Origin of the sequence: Gillisella vitis (genome assembly GCF_021559775.1) — a bacterium.
Taxonomy (GTDB): domain Bacteria; phylum Pseudomonadota; class Alphaproteobacteria; order Rhizobiales; family Rhizobiaceae; genus Allorhizobium; species Allorhizobium ampelinum.
On sequence record NZ_CP056048.1, the window covers coordinates 379382 to 399200 of the forward strand.

At 57.9% G+C, this 19819-nt stretch carries 17 protein-coding genes; 7 read left to right on the plus strand and 10 right to left on the minus strand.

Features of this window, described 5'->3' with window-relative positions; all coding sequences use genetic code 11:
- The first annotated feature begins 24 nt into the window (after window positions 1-24).
- Genes AVCG78_RS18905 through AVCG78_RS18920 form a run of 4 tightly spaced genes read left to right on the plus strand, consistent with a single transcriptional unit; the run spans window position 25 to window position 5406 of the window.
- Window positions 25-1590 carry a hydantoinase/oxoprolinase N-terminal domain-containing protein gene (locus AVCG78_RS18905; protein ID WP_071206801.1) on the plus strand — a complete coding sequence of 522 codons (1566 nt, stop codon included), beginning with the start codon at window positions 25-27 and terminating at the stop codon, window positions 1588-1590.
- Window positions 1587-2711, plus strand: coding sequence for a DUF917 domain-containing protein (locus AVCG78_RS18910; RefSeq protein WP_087729935.1), 1125 nt, complete (start codon window positions 1587-1589; stop codon window positions 2709-2711). The genes AVCG78_RS18905 and AVCG78_RS18910 overlap by 4 nt, the downstream gene beginning before the upstream one ends.
- 2 nt (window positions 2712-2713) lie before the next feature.
- Window positions 2714-3790 (plus strand): DUF917 domain-containing protein, encoded by a 1077-nt coding sequence (locus tag AVCG78_RS18915; RefSeq protein WP_156601495.1) that lies wholly within the window; start codon window positions 2714-2716, stop codon window positions 3788-3790.
- A 41-nt stretch (window positions 3791-3831) separates the two neighbouring features.
- Complete coding sequence (locus tag AVCG78_RS18920) at window positions 3832-5406, plus strand: ABC transporter substrate-binding protein (protein WP_071584476.1); 1575 nt, start codon at window positions 3832-3834, stop codon at window positions 5404-5406.
- Window positions 5407-5424: 18 nt separating this feature from the next.
- Here the strand turns inward: AVCG78_RS18920 and AVCG78_RS18925 are convergent, their stop codons facing one another.
- Genes AVCG78_RS18925 through AVCG78_RS18940 form a run of 4 tightly spaced genes read right to left on the minus strand, consistent with a single transcriptional unit; the run spans window position 5425 to window position 9845 of the window.
- On the minus strand, window positions 5425-5901 hold the full coding sequence (locus tag AVCG78_RS18925) for a response regulator (protein ID WP_071206798.1): 477 nt from the start codon (window positions 5899-5901) through the stop codon (window positions 5425-5427).
- Entirely contained in the window at window positions 5898-8255 is a 2358-nt protein-coding gene (locus AVCG78_RS18930) for a PAS domain S-box protein (protein WP_234665024.1), read from the minus strand. Before AVCG78_RS18930 ends, AVCG78_RS18925 begins: the two co-directional genes overlap by 4 nt.
- Window positions 8252-8902 carry a response regulator gene (locus AVCG78_RS18935; protein ID WP_012653761.1) on the minus strand — a complete coding sequence of 217 codons (651 nt, stop codon included), beginning with the start codon at window positions 8900-8902 and terminating at the stop codon, window positions 8252-8254. The genes AVCG78_RS18930 and AVCG78_RS18935 overlap by 4 nt, the downstream gene beginning before the upstream one ends.
- Before the next feature lie 37 nt (window positions 8903-8939).
- The gene (locus AVCG78_RS18940) at window positions 8940-9845 is read right to left on the minus strand and encodes a sensor histidine kinase (RefSeq protein ID WP_156601493.1); all 906 of its coding nucleotides are present in this window, start codon (window positions 9843-9845) and stop codon (window positions 8940-8942) included.
- Between the two features lie 372 nt (window positions 9846-10217).
- Here AVCG78_RS18940 and AVCG78_RS18945 point away from each other — a divergent pair, with 372 nt between their 5' ends.
- Window positions 10218-10613 carry an SgcJ/EcaC family oxidoreductase gene (locus AVCG78_RS18945; protein ID WP_234617674.1) on the plus strand — a complete coding sequence of 132 codons (396 nt, stop codon included), beginning with the start codon at window positions 10218-10220 and terminating at the stop codon, window positions 10611-10613.
- A 60-nt stretch (window positions 10614-10673) separates the two neighbouring features.
- Here the strand turns inward: AVCG78_RS18945 and fucP are convergent, their stop codons facing one another.
- The 6 genes from fucP to AVCG78_RS18975 all read right to left on the minus strand — a co-directional run bounded on the left by fucP (window position 10674) and on the right by AVCG78_RS18975 (window position 17420).
- Window positions 10674-11948 carry an L-fucose:H+ symporter permease gene (fucP, locus tag AVCG78_RS18950; protein ID WP_012653764.1) on the minus strand — a complete coding sequence of 425 codons (1275 nt, stop codon included), beginning with the start codon at window positions 11946-11948 and terminating at the stop codon, window positions 10674-10676.
- A 431-nt stretch (window positions 11949-12379) separates the two neighbouring features.
- The gene (locus tag AVCG78_RS18955; protein WP_012653765.1) at window positions 12380-13417 is read right to left on the minus strand and encodes a sulfate/molybdate ABC transporter ATP-binding protein; all 1038 of its coding nucleotides are present in this window, start codon (window positions 13415-13417) and stop codon (window positions 12380-12382) included.
- Window positions 13418-13431: 14 nt separating this feature from the next.
- On the minus strand, window positions 13432-14301 hold the full coding sequence (gene cysW / locus AVCG78_RS18960) for a sulfate ABC transporter permease subunit CysW (RefSeq protein ID WP_012653766.1): 870 nt from the start codon (window positions 14299-14301) through the stop codon (window positions 13432-13434).
- Entirely contained in the window at window positions 14288-15145 is an 858-nt protein-coding gene (gene cysT / locus AVCG78_RS18965) for a sulfate ABC transporter permease subunit CysT (protein WP_012653767.1), read from the minus strand. The genes cysW and cysT overlap by 14 nt, the downstream gene beginning before the upstream one ends.
- Before the next feature lie 27 nt (window positions 15146-15172).
- Window positions 15173-16129: a sulfate ABC transporter substrate-binding protein gene (locus AVCG78_RS18970; protein WP_409065499.1), complete on the minus strand. Its 957-nt coding sequence runs from the start codon at window positions 16127-16129 to the stop codon at window positions 15173-15175.
- Window positions 16130-16382: 253 nt separating this feature from the next.
- Window positions 16383-17420, minus strand: a complete 1038-nt coding sequence (locus AVCG78_RS18975; RefSeq protein ID WP_012653769.1) for a LacI family DNA-binding transcriptional regulator — start codon at window positions 17418-17420, stop codon at window positions 16383-16385.
- A 355-nt stretch (window positions 17421-17775) separates the two neighbouring features.
- Between AVCG78_RS18975 and AVCG78_RS18980 the strand changes: the two genes are divergently transcribed.
- The gene (locus AVCG78_RS18980) at window positions 17776-18816 is read left to right on the plus strand and encodes a Gfo/Idh/MocA family protein (protein WP_071207236.1); all 1041 of its coding nucleotides are present in this window, start codon (window positions 17776-17778) and stop codon (window positions 18814-18816) included.
- A gap of 12 nt (window positions 18817-18828) precedes the next feature.
- Complete coding sequence (locus tag AVCG78_RS18985) at window positions 18829-19761, plus strand: sugar phosphate isomerase/epimerase family protein (RefSeq protein ID WP_071207234.1); 933 nt, start codon at window positions 18829-18831, stop codon at window positions 19759-19761.
- Window positions 19762-19819: the final 58 nt, after the last annotated feature.

Genomic DNA, 19819 nt, shown 5'->3' on the forward strand with positions numbered 1-19819 from the left:
CCCGTTGTTGAAAGGAAAACACACGTGTACCGATTGGGAATAGATGTGGGCGGCACCAATACGGATGCCGTTGTCATGCAGGGCGGCAAGGTTCTGTCGGGTATCAAGGCTCCAACGTCGGAGGACGTTACAACCGGCGTTGTCGAGGCCATGGAAGGGGCTATCAAAGCCGCAGGCATTGACCGCAGTCTTGTGACCAATGTGATGATCGGCACCACCCATTTCACCAATGCCGTGATTGAGCGCAAGCATATGACCCCGGTTGCCGCCATCCGCCTCGGCCTGCCCGCCACCGCCTGCCTGCCGCCAGCCATCGACTGGCCGGAAGACCTGAAGCCCGTGGTGGGCAAGCATGGCTATATGGTGCGCGGCGGTTATGAATTTGATGGCCGCGAAATCTCGCCGCTGGATGAAGATGAGATCAAGCGCATCGCCGGTGAAATCCGCGCTAACAATCTCAAGGCCGCAGCCGTCACCTGCGTGTTCGGCCCGATCAATGCGGCGATGGAGCAGCGGACCAAAGCGATCTTGCAGGAGCATTGCCCCGGCTTGCCGGTGGTGATGTCCACCGACATTGGCCGCATTGGGTTGCTGGAGCGCGAGAGTGCGGCGATCATGAACGCCAGCCTGTTGGAGCTGGCCTATAAAACCGTGCGGGCCTTTGGCGAAGCGCTCAAAAGTGCTGGTCTCACGTGCCCCTTCCACATCACCCAGAACGACGGCACGCTGATGGCGGCAGAGACAGTGAAAGACTTTCCGGTTCTGACCTTCGCCTCAGGCCCCACCAATTCCATGCGCGGTGCGGCCTTCCTCACCGGGGTGCAGGAAGCCATTGTTGTTGATATTGGCGGCACGACGTCTGATGTCGGGGCGCTGCATCTGGGCTTTCCGCGTCAGGCGGCAACGGTGGTGGATGTCGGCGGCGTGCGCACTAATTTCCGTATGCCGGATGTGTTTTCCATCGGTCTGGGCGGTGGTTCGCTGGTGCGTGGTGATGCGGAAACGGTTACCGTTGGTCCGCAATCGGTGGGCTATCGCATTACGTCTGAGGCCAAGGTGTTTGGCGGCGCAACGCTGACGGCGACCGATATTGCCGTGGCCGCTGGCCACGCCGATGTCGGCGATAAGAGCAAGGTGGCCGATGTCTCACCCGCGCTTGCCAAGGCAGCGCTTGCCCGTATCCATCATATGTTGGAAAATGCCATTGAGCGCAGCCGGGTCTCGCCAGAGCCAATCCCTGTCATCGCCGTTGGCGGCGGCTCTATCCTGATGCCGGATAAGCTCGGAGATTTTCAGATCATCCGGCCTGAGAATTTCTCGGTTGCCAATGCTGTGGGCGCTGCCATTGCCCAGATTTCCGGCGAAGTGGACCGGGTCTTTGCGCTTGAAAATGGCCTTACCCGCGAGCTGTGCCTGAAGCAAGCCGAAGAGGAAGCGACGAAAAACGCTGTGGCCGCAGGAGCCGATCCCACCACCATTCAGGTGATTGAGCGTGAAGATGTGCCTTTGGCCTATTTGCCGGGCAATGCCACGCGCATCCACGTGAAGGTTGTTGGCGAGATGGGTGGCCAGAGCGGGGAACAGGCATGAGCGCGATTATCTCCCCAAAAGACTATTTTGACCCGAAAGACCTCTGGATTCTCGATCACGATGATCTCTTGTCGCTTGAAATCGGCGCTGGCATTCTTGGCACAGGCGGCGGTGGCAATCCCTATATTGGCAAGCTGCGTGCCCGCCAGTTGCTGGATGAGGGCTATACGCTCTCGGTTCTGCCACACCAGAAAATCCATGATGATGCGCTTTGCGTTTCCGTGGGTGGTATTGGTGCGCCTGTCGTTGGTATTGAGCGCTTGCGTGAAGGTCGTGAGGGCCTGCGCTGCATCCGCGCGCTGGAAGCGCATCTGGATATGACCATAGACGCCATTGTCTGCGAGGAAATCGGTGGGTCCAATTCCATGGAACCGTTGGTGGTGGCCGCTCTCACGGGTGTGCCGGTGATTGATTGCGACGGCATGGGCCGGGCCTTCCCGGAAATGCAGATGACCACGTTTTCCATCTACGGCCATAGCTCTACGCCATCGGCCATGTGCGATGTGCATGGCAATGTTGTGCTGTTTCAGCATGCGGTATCCGAGCTTTGGCACGAGCGCATGGCGCGGGCCTGCGTGGTGGCGCAAGGGGGGGCATCTACACTGGCGTCTGCACCGATGACCGGGGCTTTTGTCAAGCAATTCGGCATTCCCAATTCCTACACGCAAGCCGTCAGCCTTGGGCAGGCGGTCAGGCTTGCGCAGAAAAACCATGATGACCCGATTGAAGCCATTTGCAAAAAGGAGAACGGCAAAAAGCTGTTCACCGGCAAGATCAGCGATTTGAAGCGTCACTTGCGCGGCGGTTTTGTGCGTGGCGAAGTGCAGCTTTCCGGCATTGATGCCCACAATGGCGAAACCGGCTCGGTGCTGATCCAGAATGAAAATTTGGTGTTCTTCCACGATGGTGAGATGGAATGCTGCGTGCCGGACCTGATTCTGGTGCTGGATGTGGATAGCGGCGAAGCCATCACCACCGAAATGCTGCGCTATGGCCAGCGCGTCGCCATCGTTGCCTTGCCGTGCCATGGGCTGCTGCGTTCCCGCGAGGCGCTGGATGTGGTTGGCCCCAAAGCTTTTGGGCTGGATGGCATTGTCTACACCCCGATGAAAGGATCGTGATCATGGCCTATCAGGTGCAAGAACATGATCTGGAGGCCATTGCCCTTGGCGGTGCCTATCTCGGCACGGGCGGCGGCGGTGATCCCTATATTGGCAAGCTGATGGCGCAAGCGGCCCTTCGCGAGCACGGACCCGTCACAGTGGTTGCCGCAGACGAAGTGGATGACGACACATTGTGCATTTCCGTCTTTATGATGGGTGCGCCCACCGTCATGCTGGAAAAACTGCCATCTGGTGCTGAAGTGCTGAAAGCGCTGCATGAACTGGAGCAGTTTTTGGGCCGCAAAGCCGGAGCCATTCTCTGCGTTGAGGCGGGCGGGTTGAACTCCACCATTCCCTATATGGTGGCGGCCGTCACTGGTCTCCCCTTGGTGGATGGTGATGGCATGGGCCGCGCCTTCCCGGAATTGCAGATGGTGAGTTTTACCCTGCATGGTATCTCGGCAAGCCCGCTAGTCTTGGTCGATGACAAGGGCAATTCCTCGCTGTTTTCAGCGGTCTCCAACTTGTGGACCGAGAAAATGGCCCGCGCCGTGACCATTCAAATGGGTGGTGCTGCGTTGGTTGCCGCCTATGCCATGAGTGGCAAGCAGATGAAACAGGCGCTTTTGCACGGCACGATGACGCAGATCCGTACCATTGGCGAGACCATTCTGAATGAGCGTGCCCGCTCCCGCCATGCCGGGCAGGCTTTGCGCGAAAAGCTTGGCGGCACCCATCTTTTCACCGGACGCGTGGTGGATGTGGAACGCGCCACAACAGGTGGTTTTGCCCGTGGAAAGCTGATCTTGCGCGGTGTGGATCGCTTTGCAGGCCAGCGCTTTGCTGTGCATTTCCAAAACGAGTTTCTGCTGGCTGAGGGCGAAAATGGCGAAACCGTCTGGGCAACGCCGGACCTGATTTGCGCCCTTGATGCCGATATGGGCCTGCCTGTGACCACTGAACAGATGCGCTACGGCTTGATGGTGGAATTCACCGGCATCCCCGCCGATCCGCAATGGCATACGCCAGAAGGACTGGCGCTCGCGGGGCCGGGCTATTTTGGCTACGGCGACAGCGCAAAGCCACTCTCTGCATGATTTTTTAAAATACAGCGAACTGTCAAAAAAAGGGGAATGAGATGAACGCAACACAGACTTTAAGGCACCTTGCGGTGGTTTTGGCGATGGGAACCGCCATTGTCGTGCCACACGTGGCCATGGCAAAAACCTCCACCGTGATGAATGTAACGCAGGTGTTTGGCACCATTGATCCGGCCAAGATCACCGATTACACCCAGTATCTGGCCGCTGTGAACCTCTACGATGGCCTGACCACCGTGGACAGCACCGGCAAGATCATCCCGGAACTGGCCGAGAGCTGGGATGTGTCCAGCGATAACCTGACCTACACCTTCCATCTGCGCAAGGACGCAACATTTCAGGATGGCTCTCCGGTTGAGGCCAAGGATGTTGTTTATACCGTCCAGCGCCTGCTGGCGATCAACAAGGGGCCTGCCTATCTGTTTGCAACGCTGATCAACCCCGACAATGTGAAAGCGGTGGATGCCCACACTGTCACTATCACCCTCAACAAGGTCTATGCGCCATTCTTGACCACCACGCCGCTTCTGCTTGTTATCAATGAGGATGCCGTCAAGGCCGCTTCCAAGCAGCCCTGGGGTGAGGATGTTGTTGGCGAAAAATCCATGGGGGCAGGGCCTTATGTGCTGTCCAGCTGGCAGCGCGGCTCGGAAATGGTCATCAGCCGCTATGAAAAATATTACGCGGGCTGGCCAACAAACCCGATTGATGAAGTGCGCTTTGTGCAGACCAATGACGAGGCAACCGTCAAAGCGCTGGCGACATCTGGCCAATTGGGCATTTCCTCCACCACCCAGGCCAACGAGACCTATGATGCTCTGGCCAAAACCGACGGTTATGTGGTCCAGACCACACCAACGGCCACCGGTTTTTATTTGAAACTCAACACCAAGGCCACGCCGACAGACGATGTGCATGTGCGTCGCGCCTTGCAATATGCCACCGATTACAAAACCATCCAGACACAGATTATGACCGGTGACACGCTGGCGGGGCCGCTGGCTCCGGTGTTCAAGGATGCCTATCTCGATACGCTGAAGGCGCCGGAATTTGATCTTGAAAAGGCCAAGGAGGAACTTGCCAAGTCCAAATATGCGGGAAAGCCGATCAAGCTGACGCTGACCTACGTGGCAGGCCTGTCGTTTGAAGAGGATATTGCGCTTCTGATGCAATCCAATCTTTCGCAGATCGGCGTGGATGTGGACATCAAACCCGAACCCTGGAACCGCATCACCGAACTGGCCGCCAAGCCGGAAACCACGCCTGCGGCCACGCAAGTGTTCTATGGCCCAACCTATCCCTCGCCAGATAGCGTATTCTACGTGCAATATCATTCCAAATCGGCGGGAACATGGGCCTCCATGGAATGGTTGCAGGATGCCGAGGTCGATAAATTGATCGATGACGCCCGCTCCACCACCGATAGCGCGAAGCAGAATGCGATCTACAAGCAGATCCAGCAGGCGATTTCCGATAAGGCACCGGACGTGAATTTGCTGACGAAAGTGCAGAAGGTGGCCTTCAGCAAGTGCATCTCGGGCTATAAATTTGTGCCAATGCAAAGCTGGGATTACAATTTCCACAATCTGACATGGACGTGCCCGGCCAAATAATCCGGGGTCTGTTTGAGACTACTTCAACCCTGGAAAATCGTTGGGCTGGGCAGCCGGATTTTCCAGGGTTGCCGTCTTCAACGCCTTGAACAGAAAGCGCGTTTCCAACAGATTGACGATACGCAAAACCGTCTCCACCGTATCGATCGGCTTGACCAGGAAGTCCTTTGCGCCCAGCGAGAGGGCGCGGCGGCGTGTTTCTGTTGTCACATCAGCTGTCAGCACAAGGATGGGAACGAAATCATCCGGTCCGATCAGCCGCGTGAATTGGTCAAGCAGGGCAAAACCATCCAGATGCGGCATCAGAAGATCGAGCAGGATAATATCGGCTTTGTGCTTTGTAAAAAGAGCAGTGGCCTCGCGCGGGTCGGTGGTCGATGCAATCCGGTCGAAACGCTCGCGCCGCAAAAGCCTTTCCAACAGGGCAATATTGGCGGGTTCGTCATCGATGATCAGTATCTGCGCCTCTGAGGCAAGGTCGAAGGGAAAATTCACGTCAGAACCTCATCCAGGGTTTTCATCAGGCGGCGTACGTCCAGCGGTTTGGTCATGTAATGCGTTGCGCCTTTTTCCATCGCCAGCATGCGTGTTTTTTCCGTGGCATCGGCGCTTATCACAACGACCGGGGTGGTTTGCGTCCGAGGATCGGCGCGCAAGGCGGCAAGAACCCATAGCCCATTCATGTCAGGCAGATCGACGTCGAGCAAAACAAGATCGGGACGGTGCTCAAAGGCAAGCGTCAGGCCGAGACCACCCAACATGGCCGGAATGATCCTGGTCTTTAAACGGCGGCGCACGAGGTTTTCGATCAGGTTGAGATTGACAAGGTTGTCCTCAATGCAAAGGACCGTGGCTTTGCCTGTCGGTCCGCTTGCCACTGCCCGTTTCTCGTCTGTTTTCACCGCTTCTGCCACGGCGTAAGGGGCGTGTGACACGGGAATATGGATGGAGAACACCGAGCCGGTCGCGTCACTCTCGGTCAAGAAAAGATCGCCATCCATGGCCTGCATCAGATTGACCGACAGGGCAAGGCCAAGGCCTGTGCCGGTCGTTGCATTTCGGTCGGTGCCAAGCCTCTCGAAAGGCTTGAAGAGCCGGTCCCTATCCACATCCGCAATTCCACAGCCCGTGTCGGCAATATCAATTGCGATCATGGTGTTAGTCAGTAATTGAGCGGATAATCGGATCTCACCGCCATCCCTGTTGAATTTCACCGCATTTGAAAGCAGGTTCAGCAGCACTTGCAAAAACCGGCGACGATCGACTGCGACAATGGTTTGGCCCGCGGCCTGCATCTCCACACTGATCGTCAATCGCTTTGGTTCGGCCAAGGGAGCCGCCAGGGCAATGGCTTCCGTGACGATATCGTCCAACCCGACCGGCTCTATCAACAGTTCCATGCGGCCTGCCTCGATCCGGGCGATATCGAGAACTTCATCGATCAGGCTGAGCAGATGCCGTCCAGCTCTGAGGATTTGCGCCAGACTTTCGCGCATCTCCCGATCCTCAATGTCCATGTCGAGGATCTGTGCAAAGCCCAGAACGGAATTCAGCGGCGTGCGCAATTCATGGCTCATGCGCGACAGAAACTCGCTTTTGGCTTGGCTGGCCCGTTCGGCGTCACGCCGTGCGGTCAACAGGGCCTCTTCGGTTCGTTTCCGGTCCGTTACATCGCGGGTGATCTTGGAAAAGCCCCGCAATTGCCCTTGCTTATCGCGCAGGGCTGTCATCACCACATTGGCCCAGAACCGGCTGCCATCTTTGCGCAACCGCCATCCCTCGTCTTCGACGCGGCCAAAGGCGGCGGCTTGCGCCATTTCCTGAAGCGGCCGTGTGTCTCGATGCTCGAGAGGATAGAAGCGAGAAAAGTGCTGACCGATGATTTCGTCTGCACGATACCCCTTGATACGCTCTGCACCGGCATTCCAGCTCACCACAGTGCCATCTGCATCCAGCCCGAAAATACCATAGTCATGGACGCCATCGACGAGCAGCCGGAAGCGTTCCTCGCTTTCCCGCAGAGCCTCCTCGCGTGCCGTCAGCAGGCGGCTTGCCTCTTCGAGCGCGCTCGACAATTCGCCGATTTCGTCCGTTGCATGTTCTGCCAGTCTCAGGCTTTGGCCCTGGGCGAGGCGGCTGGCGGCCTGTTTCAGTCTATCGACCCGCCGGACAATGCCTTTTGACATCAATACGATAGCGCCGATGCATCCGATGACACCAGCGATCGCGCCCAACAGGGTAATTCTTTGCGACAGCGCCCGGATTTCATCGGCCTTTGCCGTTCGTTGCGCCAGAAGGGCGTCCTCCCTTAGCCGCATCTCGGCAATCTGCAGGCGCAACTCGTCCAGAAAGGCCTTGTTGGCAATCAATGTCTGCCGCAAAGCTTCCGGAATCTGGTTATTCGAAACCGAACCTTGCATCAGGGAGGCAAGACCCTTCAGCTTTTTGTCAACCAGAGGCTCCATCCGGTTCAGCCGCTCAAGCTGTTCCGCATCAATGATCAGTGGCCGCATTGCGGCAAACACCGCAGGCAATTCCGTCACGGCTTTCTTGTAGGGGGCAAGGAAGGTCTCATCGCGGGTGAGAAGATATCCCCGCACGCCGGAGGCACCTTCGGCCAGCAAAGCGTGTAGCTCCAGAATGTCCTGTTGAATGGCGAAGGTGACGCGCACGTAATTTTCTGCCTTTCGGCTTTCACGGTCAGCGAGAAAGACGGAGCCGAGGGCAATCAGAAGACAGGCCAGAGGCAATGCGATTACGATCAGGCCTTTGACGGCCAAAGGTTGGTTGAGAAAGCGAAAGCGACTGTGGGCGGAGATCATCGTCTTTGCCGGGAACTCCGTCATCATGCCTCTCCCTCAACCAATCCGGCCTGCGCTGCCAGCACGGCTGCCTGGGTTCGGTCGCCCACCCGCAATTTCGCAATGATGCGCTCGACATGGACCTTGACCGTGCCCGGAGCGATGGACAGTCTGCGGGCGATTTCCTTGTTGGTCGCGCCCCTTGCCACTTCCTGTAAAATTTCCCGCTCACGGGTGGTCAGCTGAGAAATAGCGTCCTCGGCTGGCGATGTGCGCGATACGCGGGTCAGCATCCGCCGCACCAATCCGGTATCGAAAAATTCCTGACCGTCCAGAACGGCCCGGATCATCCGCAACAATGTGTCGCGCCGCACATCCTTCAACGCGTAGCCACTGGCTCCAGCCTTCACTGCCGCTTCCAGATAGTCGAGGCTGTCATGCATCGTCAGCATCATGATCCGCGTCGATGGTGATACGCGGCGGATTTCTGTCGCCGCCGTCAACCCGTCCATCGGTGTCATCCGGACATCGAGCAAGGCGATGTCAGGCAAAAGCTGTGCTGCTAGCGTGATTGCTTCCAGGCCATCTCGCGCTTCGGCCACGACCTCCAGATCTGGCGCACCCGACAGCACCGAAATAATACCGGATCGGGCCAAGTCGTGGTCGTCGGCAATCAGAATCCGCGCTTTGGTCATCGGCTTTCGCCTTTCTCGGTCAGAGGAACCCGGGCGATCAGCCTCGTGCCTTCATTGAGTGGGCTGATGATGTCCAGCGTCCCGTTGACAGCAGGTTTTGGCAGCCCGCATGTTTGCGGGCATTGGTAATCGCTTCCTGCGCCACACGATAAAGAACGATTTCAATGGCTTGAGGCAGACGGCCATCCGGTAGCCGGTTGTCCAGCCGACAGGCGATTTCATCGACGGTGTCGAGCTTTCCACTGATGGCGGCTGGCAGGCCAAGGTCATCGAGTTCGGCGGGCCGCAAGTCGGCAATCGCGTGGCGGATATCCTGGATCGCCAGGCGGGCAATCTCACTGCATTGATCGACCTTATTCGCGAGGACCGCCGTCAAACCCGGGTCAGCTTCCAATGCCTGCAAGTGATGCAGCAGACTAACCAGGGTCTGGGCCACGCCATCGTGCAGGTCATAGGCAATATGGGCGCGCTCCCGTTCCTGTGTGGAGAGAATGGCGGCGACCAATTGAGCAAGCTGCTTTTCGCGCTCGGCAAGCATCAGGAGCAGGGCTTCCCGCTCCTGTTCTCTGTCATCGGCGAAAACGGCTGCGGCGACAAGGTCGGCGACGATCTGAAGGCTGGTTTTATCCTCGTCGCCCATCCTTGCGATGGCCTGATCCTCGAAGATGACGAGCACCCGGCCATCCTTACTGGCCATGGCATTATTGGCAATCGTCTGGTGTTGATCTGTTGGGGTGCGCAAATGAATTGCCGCACCGCCGCAAAAGCTGCCGATCAATCCGGTGATATCAGTGATCGCCCGGGGGAGAGGGTATTGATCAAGGCTGGCGCGTGTTTCGACGATGAGACGTAACCGGCTGGCCCTGGCTTCCGCCTCCCGGTAAAGTGTCCGCAATTCCTGGATGGGAGAGGCAAGGTGTTCCGGGTCCGTCGCCGTCATCATTCGTCCTCATGCTCCTGTATCAAGGCGCGTTCGCCTACAGCGCCGTGCGCCATATATGGCGCACAAAGGTTCGCTGTAGCGCTTTATATCTGCTGCATAATTTTCTCTTTAAACCGATTCCGGTTTAAAGAATTATGCAGTAGCCGATGTGAGAGATAGGACACAGAAGGACCAGTTTACATAGGCCATTCGGCATATCCTTTCGACACCATGCGGCAGACGTAACAGCCTCTCTTCATAGCCACTTTTCTAAGCAACCGACCGGCGTTGGGCTTGGCTCGGGCTTGATAAAGGAGCTGTCTTATGCAGAAAATTCTTTTGGCATTCGGTGTAATCGCCGGTCTTTCGATATCGTCTTTTGCCGCACCCGCGATGGCACAGGAATGCGCGCCAGTGACCCAGCAGCAGGTGGAAAAGTTGTTTGATCGTTGGAATGCCTCTCTTGCGACGCTCGATCCGGAGAAAGTTGTCGCGAATTATGAGGATGATGCAGTTCTCCTCGCAACCCTGTCGAACCAGCCGCGGCTGACGCAGGAAGAGCGTCGCGCGTATTTTGTCGATTTTCTGAAAAAGAAGCCTCAGGGCGTGGTCGATAACCGGACGATCAAGCTGGGCTGCAACACGGCCATCGATACCGGCGTCTACACGTTCACCCTGGGGGATGGCACAAAGGTTCCGGCCCGCTACACCTTCACCTATGACTATGATGGCGGAAAATGGCTGATCTCCTCCCATCACTCTTCGGCAATGCCGGAACGCACGTCGTAAAGGCAAGTTATGGACATGTCGCCGCGCTGGGAACGCACGGCGACATGTCATGACATCTGTTTATGCTGCGGTTCTTGAACCGAGAGCGCCATAATAGGCGATATAGACATAGCAGAGGATCGGCATCAGGAAGGCGAGGTGGATGCCGACCGTATCGGCAAGACCGCCCTGTACCAGGGGCAACAAAGCGCCGCCGACAATGGCGAGGCAAAGAATGCCGGAACCCTGGCTGGTATGGCGACCCAGACCCTTCAGCGCCAGGCTGAAAATGGTCGGGAACATGATCGAGTTGAAGAAGCCAATCGACAACACGCACCACATGGCGACATGGCCTGTTGTCAGCACGGTGACCAGCAGCAAAATACCGGCTGCGACCGCATTGAAGGCCAGAACCTTGCCGTCATCCATATAGCGCATCACGGCGGAACCGATGAAACGCCCGATCATGGCGCCGCCCCAGAAATAGGAGACGTAATGGGCAGCCGTCTGTTCAGGCAGCCCGGCAATGCTGGGTTCGGCCATGAAATTGACCAGGAAGCTGCCAATGCTGACTTCCGCGCCGACATAAAGAAAAATGCCGACCGCGCCGAGAACCAGGTGGCGATAGCCCCAGGCGGAGCCGGACACATCGCTGGACTTGGCATCTTCTTCTGCCTCAACCGCTGGCAATTTCAATGCTGCGAAAATGGCAGCGAGAACAAGGAAGGCGATAGCCAGCATCAGATACGGAAATTTGACCGCTGCGGCTTCCGCCATGCGCAGGGCGTCCATCTGCTCCGGTGTGGCATTTTCAACGGCAGCCGTTGCCGAAGACAGAATGAGGAAGGCACCGAAAATCGGCGCGACGGTGGTGCCCAGCGAATTGAAGGCCTGGGTTAGGGTGAGACGGCTCGATGCCGTTTCGGGTGCGCCCAGCACGGTGACATAGGGGTTTGCCGCCACCTGGAGAATAGTGACGCCCGCCGCCAGCACGAACAGCGCGCCGAGAAACAGGCCATAGACCCGCAGGCTTGCGGCGGGGATGAACAAAGCGCAACCGATGGCGGCAACGAGAAGACCCGTAACAATACCCCATTTATAGCTGATGCGTTTGACGAGAGCCCCTGCGGGCAAGGAAACGATAAAATAAGCGCCGAAGAAGCACAGCTGGATCAACATGGTCTGCGTGTAATTCAGCTGAAATACGTTTTTCAGATGTGGGATGAGAATATCGTTGAGGCAGGTGATGAAGCCCCAGAGGAAGAAAAGAGAGGTCAGCGCGATCAGCGGACCGGTATAGGAGCGGCTGGCTCCTGCGTGCGCGGTTTGCGGCGCGCCTGTTTGAATTCCTGCCATTTTCGGTTCTTTTTTCTTGATGCGGCGCAGCGGGAATACTGCGGCATGGATTAACGATCTGGCGGAGCGATGGCCGTGGCTGCGGCTTGAATACGCAAGTGCCGGCCCGCAACGCGGAGGAGAACGTGATTGTTCCGCAAAAAAGCCTGACCGTAATTTCGGCGTGTTGGCTGCGGGCAACCGCGACTGACAACTGTCCGCTTGGGAGGACGATCAGTTGTAAGCCCTGTTGGCTTATCGCTCCTGATAGGGCACCGCAAGAAGATGCAGGGTGTAATCCCGTGCAATTTGAGGGACCGAGCCTTTCGGCCCGGTTTTCTCTATGTGTTTGAGATATTGATAATTTATACAAGGCGAAGATGTGTAAACATCCTCCAGCATCGTGCGGTTTCCAGTTTGCCGCACGATGCTGGTGCCTTGTGACGCCTGGGTCAGGCGCTTGCCGGATAGACTTTCCAGCGTTTGGGGCGGAAGGATATCCCGGTTCGGGTGGCGGCGGGATGATCGACGGGAACGTCGATTTCCGCCAGATGCCGTGCGCCGCCAAGCTCCAGTTCCAGACGGCGGGTTCCCGACAGTCTTCGGCTGCTGATCACCGTTCCGGCAAAGCAGCCGCCACACCCATCGACAATCTCGACTTCCTGCGGCCTGAAGAACAGCGTCGCATTGCCGTTGCCTTCGGATTTCAACCCGGTCGGCCGGTCATCAAGCCAGATCTCGCCGGATTCGATGCGCACCGGCAGCGCCGAGGATTCACCGATGAAGCGATGAACGAATGGGGCCGCCGGATTGTCATAGACGTCGTCGGCGGTGCCGACCTGCTCGATGCGGCCCTGGCTCATCACCACGACGCGGTCGGCAAGTTCCAGTGCCTCTTCCTGATCGTGGGTGACGAATACGGTGGTATGGCCGGTGCGATCATGAATTTCCCGCAGCCAGCGCCGCAAATCCTTGCGGACCTGGGCGTCGAGAGCGCCGAAAGGCTCGTCCAGCAGCAGCACCTTTGGCTCGATTGCCATGGCGCGGGCCAACGCGACGCGCTGACGCTGACCACCGGAGAGCTGGGCCGGATAGCGTTTTTCAAGGCCCGACAGCTGCACGAAATCGAGCAGTTCCAAGGCGCGTTTGCGGATTTCCGCCTTGGGCGGACGCGACGACTTTGGTCGAACGGTGAGGCCGAAGCCGACATTTTCCAGCACGGTCATATGCTTGAACAGCGCATAGTGCTGGAACACGAAGCCGACTTGCCGTTCCTGCACGGTCTTGCGCGACGCATCGTCGTCGCCGAAGAAAATCTGGCCAGCACTTGGCCGCTCAAGCCCGGCGATTAGCCGCAGCAAGGTGGTTTTTCCCGAACCGGAGGGGCCGACAAGCGCGATCAACTCGCCGGAGCGGATGTCCAGCGACAGTTCGTGGAGGGCGGCGGTCGCGTTGAAGTCCTTGCGGATATTGCGAATATTCAGTTCCATGAGCGAATTCCCGATCAATGCCCACGGGCAGCCGACAATTGGTCGGCATAGCGCAGTTCAATGGTTGTCTTGAGGACGAGTGTGACCAATGCCAGCCCTGCCAGCAGTGAAGCGACCGCGAAGGCGGCGGCGAAGTTATATTCGTTATAGAGAATTTCGATATGCAGCGGCATGGTATTGGTTACGCCCCGGATATGGCCTGATACAACCGAGACCGCGCCGAATTCGCCCATGGCCCGGGCGTTGCAGAGCAGCACGCCATAGAGCAGCCCCCAGCGGATATTGGGCAGCGTCACCCGCCAGAAGGTCTGCCAGCCACTGGCGCCGAGGCTGATCGCGGCCTCTTCATCGCCAGTGCCTTGTTCCTGCATGACCGGGATCAGTTCGCGCGCCACGAAAGGGAAGGTGACGAAAATCGTCGCCAGCACGATGCCCGGTACGGCAAACAGGATCTCGACGCCATGCGTGCGCAACCACGGCCCAAGCAGGCTGTTGGAGCCGAACAGCAGCACATAGACCAGACCTGATATGACCGGTGACACCGAAAACGGCAAGTCGATCAGGGTAATCAGGAAGGCCTTGCCGCGAAATTCGAATTTCGCAATCGCCCATGCAGCAGCAACGCCGAAGATCACGTTGGCGGGAACGGCAATCGCTGCAACCAGCAGCGTCAACCGCATGGCCGAGAGGGCGTCTGGTTCGACAAGTGCTTCCAGCCAGGCGCTCGCGCCATTGCGGAATGCCTCGGAAAACACCGCCACCAGCGGAAGCATGAGGAACAGCAATAGGAATAGCAGCGAGACGAGGATGAGCAGACATTGGACGACGGGGGTTTCGGTCGTCGCTCGATGAAAGGTAGGGGAGCGGCGGTCAGTCATTGCCATATTTTCTCCGGCTTGCGGCCTGAATGAGATTGATCAACAGAAGCATGGCAAAGGAAATCGCCAGCATTACCGCACCGACGGCGGTTGCGCCCGCATAGTTGAACTCCTCCAGCCGGATGACGATGAGAAGTGGTGCGATTTCCGAGACATAGGGGACATTGCCGGCCACGAAGATCACCGATCCATATTCCCCGACCCCGCGCGCCAGTGCAAGGGCAAAGCCGGTCATGATGGCCGGTGCCAGACCCGGCAGCAGCACTTTGAATATTGTTGCAAAGCGGCTGGCACCCAGCGTTGCCGCGGCTTCCTCCACGTCGCGGTCGATTTCTTCCATGACCGGTTGCACGGTGCGCACCACGAAGGGCAGGCCGATAAACACCATGGCAACGACGATGCCAGCCTGGGTATAGGCGACTTTCAGGCCAAGCGGCGCAAGAAGCGAGCCGATCCAACCGTTTGGCGCGTAGAGCGAGGCAAGGGCGATACCGGCAACGGCGGTCGGCAGCGCAAACGGCAGATCGACCATCGCGTCGATGATCCGCCGCCCCCAGAAATTGTAGCGCACCAGCACCCAGGCGACCAGCACGCCGAATACGACATTGAGGATAGCCGCCAGGATGGCCGAGCCGAAGCTGACCTTCAGGGCGCCAAGCGTCCTGCGGTCGGACGCGATATGCCAGAAATCCGCCCAGCCCAATTCGGCGGAACGCCAAACCAGACCGGACAGGGGAATGAGAACGATGAGGGCGAGGTAAAACACCGTAAAGCCGAACGTCAACCCGAATCCGGGAAGAACGCTCGGCTGACGGAATTGCCACCTGCCTTGAACAGGACTATGGGCCATTCTGATTTTCTTACTTTCTGAGCAGTCTTACTTTCCGGGCTGGTAGATCTGGTCGAACAGGCCACCATCAGCGAAGAATTGCGGCTGCACTTTTGCCCAGCCACCGAAATCCTCGATGGTGACGAGATCAACCGACGGGAACCGCTTCAAGTCGGCAGGATCGGCCAATTCAGGCTTTGCAGGGCGATAGTAATGCTTGGCAGCGATCTTTTGTCCGGCGTCGGAATAGAGATAATCGAGATAGGCCTTGGCGACCGCTTCTGTCCCATGGGCTTTGGCATTGCCCTCGACGACGGCGACCGGCGGCTCCGCCTTGACCGAAACGGACGGCACGATGATGTCGAATTTGTCAGGGCCGAGTTCATCAATCGATAGGAAGGCTTCGTTCTCCCAAGCAAGCAGAACATCGCCGATGCCACGCTGCACGAAGGTGGTAGTGGAGCCGCGCGCACCGGTATCCAGCACTGGCACATGCTTGAACAGGGCGCTCAGGTATTCCTTGGCCTTCTGCTGATCGCCATTGTTGGCTTTCAGCGCCCAGCCCCAAGCGGCCAGCACGTTCCAGCGGGCACCGCCCGAGGTTTTCGGATTGGGGGTGATCACCTCAATCCCGTCCTTGGTAAGGTCGGCCCAGTCCTTGATGCCTTTCGGATTGCCCTTGCGCACCAGGAAGACGATGGTGGATGTATAGGGCGAACTGCTGCTTGGCAGTTTGGTTTTCCAGTCGGCGGGGATCTTGCCGGTCTTTTCGGCGATGGCGGAAATATCCGCTTCCAATGCCAGCGTCACCACGTCGGCCTCAAGACCGTCGATCACCGAGCGGGCCTGGGCGCCCGAACCGCCATGCGACATTCTCACAGAAACGCTGTCGCCGGTCTTTTGCTTCCAATAGGCGGCGAATGCCGGATTGAAATCCTTGTACAGCTCGCGCGTCGGGTCGTAGCTGACGTTGAGCAATGTCACATTGGCCGCAACAGCGGGCATGGCGAGGCTTGCGGCTATCGCCAGCGTGGCAATGATCTTCACGGTACGAAAACGGGACATTGCGATCTCCTTAACCCCTAAGACTTCAAAATCTATTGAGGTTGTAGAGTATGTCAACGGCCAAGGCCAATTCGAGAGAGAACATGCCCCTGGCCGCTGCTAACTTAGCAATTTCAAGCGTAATTCCAGCGAGGCGGGGAGGATTTTTGCGGCACGGTCAAGGATGATCTCAAGGCACAGTCTTATGGCAGGTCTATGTCAGCAGGTCGAAGGCATCGCTTTCGCCCGGAACCAGTTCTAGTGGCCAGAGGCGATTGCGGGCATGGGTTCTGTATGTTTCCGCATAATCCGGCATTGAGGCGAGCAAGGTTTCGGCCAGTTCCACCCCGAGATCCTCCAGGGAAAGGCGGTAGCAGGTCAGAGCGGGTTGCAGAAACCGGGCGCGGGGCGCTTCACGAAACCCGATAACGGCCATATCCCGGCCGGGGATGACGCCGGCCTCAGCCAGCCGCCTGTAGAGGCCGATCGCCATGAGTTCGTAAATCAGGATGATGGCGGTCGGGCGCGGATCGAGCGCCAGCAGCTCGCTGCCCACGCTATAGCCGCCGCTTTCGCTGGATTTCGCCCGCAGCACCAAGGCCGGATCGAAGGCCAGGCCGTTGCGCTCCAGCGCGGCCTGATAGGCGTCGGTAAACACGGTGCCGAGGTTGATATCAGTGCAGGGGGCGGCGATGGCGATGCGACGGTGACCTTTCGACACCAGTCGATCCACGGCGGAATTGGCGACACCGGCAAAATCCAGGTCGATCCAGGTATGGCTGCCGCCCGACGTGCTGCGCCCCAAGGTTACAAAGGGTATTTTGGTTTTGATCAACAGATCAATACGCTTATCGACCCTCTGCGTAGCCGAAATGATCATCGCATCGACCAGGCGGCGGGCCACCATGCGCTGAAGATATTCCAGGGGGTCTTCGTCGGCAGGGCAGGGGAGCAGGACGAGGTCGAGATTGTGCCGGGCAAACACCGTCTGCAAACCGTCCATGACGCCGAAAAAGAAGTTGTCGCTGTTGTCGGCATTGTCCTTGCCGGACTCGATCATCAGTCCGATGACGTTGGTTGACCCCTTGCGCAGGCTGCGGCCCGACTGATTGGCGACATAGCCCAGTTCCTCAGCGGCCTCCAGTACCCGCCGTCGCGTTTCCGCGTTGACGTCGGGGCGTCCATTCAGCGCGCGCGACACGGTCCCGATAGAGATGTCGAGATGTTTTGCAAGCTGATGTATGCCCTTCATGTCAGATAATCTCTCCCTGAAGCGACCTCACCAAGTGACGCTATGAATAGCAAGCGGGTTGTAAATTCCATGCTCTGCCTTGTCCGGTGTACTGCAAAATTTCGCAAGCAGGAATCGGTTTTTCCCTTGAACTTGGCGCGGTTTATCGTGCTGCCGAGTGCAATAACGGCGTCGCGTATTGACATGAGACGAAAACCACGATTAGTATCGTAAACGTTTACGGAAGTCGATGCAAAGAGGAGTTTGCGCGGCTGAGGCTATCGAAAGAGCGTTTGCTGTTTCGGCCTATCGAAAACCGGAAACTGAAACCATGTCTGGCGCGATAGCGACCGGATGGGATGCAAGGGAGGATATCTTGCAATTCAAAGCCGTTTTATGCGGGTGCGGAGCGATGGCCAAAGGCTGGCTTCGGGCCATTGCCGACACGCCCTCGCTTGCCGAGCGGATTTCCGTTGTCGGGCTCGTTGACGTCAACATCTCGGCAGCCGAGTCCCTTGCAGAGGAATTCGGCCTTGAAGGTGCGGTGAAGGGCAGTATTCTTGCCGATGTTCTTGAGCGGACGGCAGCCGATCTGGTCTTCGATGTCGTCATCCCGGCTGCCCGCTTCGATATCGTCTCCACCGCGCTGAAAGCCGGATGCCACGTGCTCAGCGAAAAGCCCATGGCCAATTCGCTGCAAGAGGCGAAAGCCCTGATTAGGCTTGCCACGGAGACCGGGCGTATCCACGCCGTTGTGCAGAACCGCCGCTTCATTCAAGGGGTTCGCCGGATGCGGCAATTCCTGGACAGCGGTGCCATCGGTGAGTTGACGGCAGTGCATTGTGATTTTTTCCTGGCGCCGCATTTCGGTGGGTTCCGGGACGAGATGGAGCATGTCCTGCTGCTCGACATGGCAATTCACACCTTCGATGCGGCGCGCTTCATTGCCAATCGTCAGCCGCTGGCGGCCTATTGCGTGGAGCGCAATCCGCATGGTTCCTGGTATGCCCATGGCGCCAGCGCCAATGCGATCTTCGAGTTCACGGACGACGTGGTCTTCACCTATCGCGGCTCCTGGTGCGCTGAAGGGCGCAGGACCAGTTGGGAAAGTGCGTGGCGGCTGGTCGGCAGCAAAGGCATGCTGACCTGGGACGGAGAAGAGGCGTTTGAGGCCTCCATTGCCGCAGACGAGCCCGGCCTGTTACGTGGATATACGACCGTAAACGTTTCTGATGACGTTGCGCCAGCTGAGACGCATGGCCATGCCAGCGTGCTGGAAAGCTTCATTGCAGCGGTTGCCGGTGGCGAGCCGCCTGAGACTGCCGGTTTCGACAATATCAACAGTCTTGCCATGGTGTTTGCCGCCATCGAAAGCGCCAAGAGCGGCAAGCGTATCGACATTTCAGCTTCGCTATAAGGGACCATGACTGTGAGCAATCCTGCAAAATCCATTCGTATCGGCACCATGATCAGCGGCAATAACGGCGATGCGGCCACCCGCATCCGGGAAATTGCCGGTCTTGGCTTTGAAAGTTTTGAGCCGTTTTTCTGGCAGACGACCAAGGGCCAGAACCTTGCCGAACTTGGCAAGCGCTGCGTCGATGCCATCGGCGACCGCGATATCACCATTTCGACGCTCGGCATGTTCGGCAATCCGCTTGAGGAAACCGACATCGACTTTGAGACGCTGGAGGGCTGGAAACAGTGTATCGATAATGCCCATCATTTCGGTGCGAGTTGCGTTGCAGGCTTTACCGGGCGGCTGCGAGGCAAGGTGTTGACGGACAGCCTGCCACGCTACCGCGAAATCTGGAGCGAGTTGGCGAAGCGCGCTGCCGACAAGGGCATTCGCATCGCCTTTGAAAACTGCGCCATGGACGGCAATTGGCAGAGCGGCGACTGGAATATCGCCCATAACCCCGACGCCTGGGAATTGATGTTCAACGAGACGCCTGATGACAATGTCGGCCTTGAATGGGAACCCTGCCATCAGATGGTCTATCTGATTGATCCCCTGCCGCAGATCCGCAAATGGGCATCCAAGATTTTCCACGTGCATGGCAAGGACGCCACCATTCGCTGGGACGTTATTCGTGAACACGGCATTTTCGGCAAGGAGCCGTTCGTGTTCATGCGCACACCGGGCTTTGGCGACAGCAATTGGACCAATGTGATCAGCGAATTACGGCTGGCTGGCTATAGCGGCTCTATCGATATCGAAGGCTGGCACGATCCGGTCTACCGCGATGCCTTGGAAATGACCGGTCAGGTGCATGCCCTAAACCATCTGAAACAGGCGCGTGGCGGCGATTTTATCGACGAGATGGCAGCTTATGGCGGAGGCGATCCCTCGCTGAAATAGCATGAGGCCTCGAGATCGTCCGGCATGGAGGTGTGGGGCGATTGGAGGACGATATAGA

Excerpts from the sequence above, each read along its gene's own strand:
- AVCG78_RS18920 (WP_071584476.1), top strand. The coding sequence starts at position 3,832 with ATGAACGCAACACAGACTTTAAGGCACCTTGCGGTGGTTTTGGCGATG.
- cysT (WP_012653767.1), bottom strand. The coding sequence starts at position 15,145 with ATGGCCCATAGTCCTGTTCAAGGCAGGTGGCAATTCCGTCAGCCGAGC.
- AVCG78_RS18940 (WP_156601493.1), bottom strand. The coding sequence starts at position 9,845 with ATGATGACGGCGACGGACCCGGAACACCTTGCCTCTCCCATCCAGGAA.
- AVCG78_RS18945 (WP_234617674.1), top strand. The coding sequence starts at position 10,218 with ATGGCACAGGAATGCGCGCCAGTGACCCAGCAGCAGGTGGAAAAGTTG.
- AVCG78_RS18975 (WP_012653769.1), bottom strand. The coding sequence starts at position 17,420 with ATGAAGGGCATACATCAGCTTGCAAAACATCTCGACATCTCTATCGGG.
- AVCG78_RS18935 (WP_012653761.1), bottom strand. The coding sequence starts at position 8,902 with ATGACCAAAGCGCGGATTCTGATTGCCGACGACCACGACTTGGCCCGA.
- fucP (WP_012653764.1), bottom strand. The coding sequence starts at position 11,948 with ATGGCAGGAATTCAAACAGGCGCGCCGCAAACCGCGCACGCAGGAGCC.
- AVCG78_RS18915 (WP_156601495.1), top strand. The coding sequence starts at position 2,714 with ATGGCCTATCAGGTGCAAGAACATGATCTGGAGGCCATTGCCCTTGGC.
- AVCG78_RS18955 (WP_012653765.1), bottom strand. The coding sequence starts at position 13,417 with ATGGAACTGAATATTCGCAATATCCGCAAGGACTTCAACGCGACCGCC.
- AVCG78_RS18970 (WP_409065499.1), bottom strand. The coding sequence starts at position 16,129 with ATGCCCGCTGTTGCGGCCAATGTGACATTGCTCAACGTCAGCTACGAC.
- cysW (WP_012653766.1), bottom strand. The coding sequence starts at position 14,301 with ATGGCAATGACTGACCGCCGCTCCCCTACCTTTCATCGAGCGACGACC.
- AVCG78_RS18930 (WP_234665024.1), bottom strand. The coding sequence starts at position 8,255 with ATGATGACGGAGTTCCCGGCAAAGACGATGATCTCCGCCCACAGTCGC.
- AVCG78_RS18910 (WP_087729935.1), top strand. The coding sequence starts at position 1,587 with ATGAGCGCGATTATCTCCCCAAAAGACTATTTTGACCCGAAAGACCTC.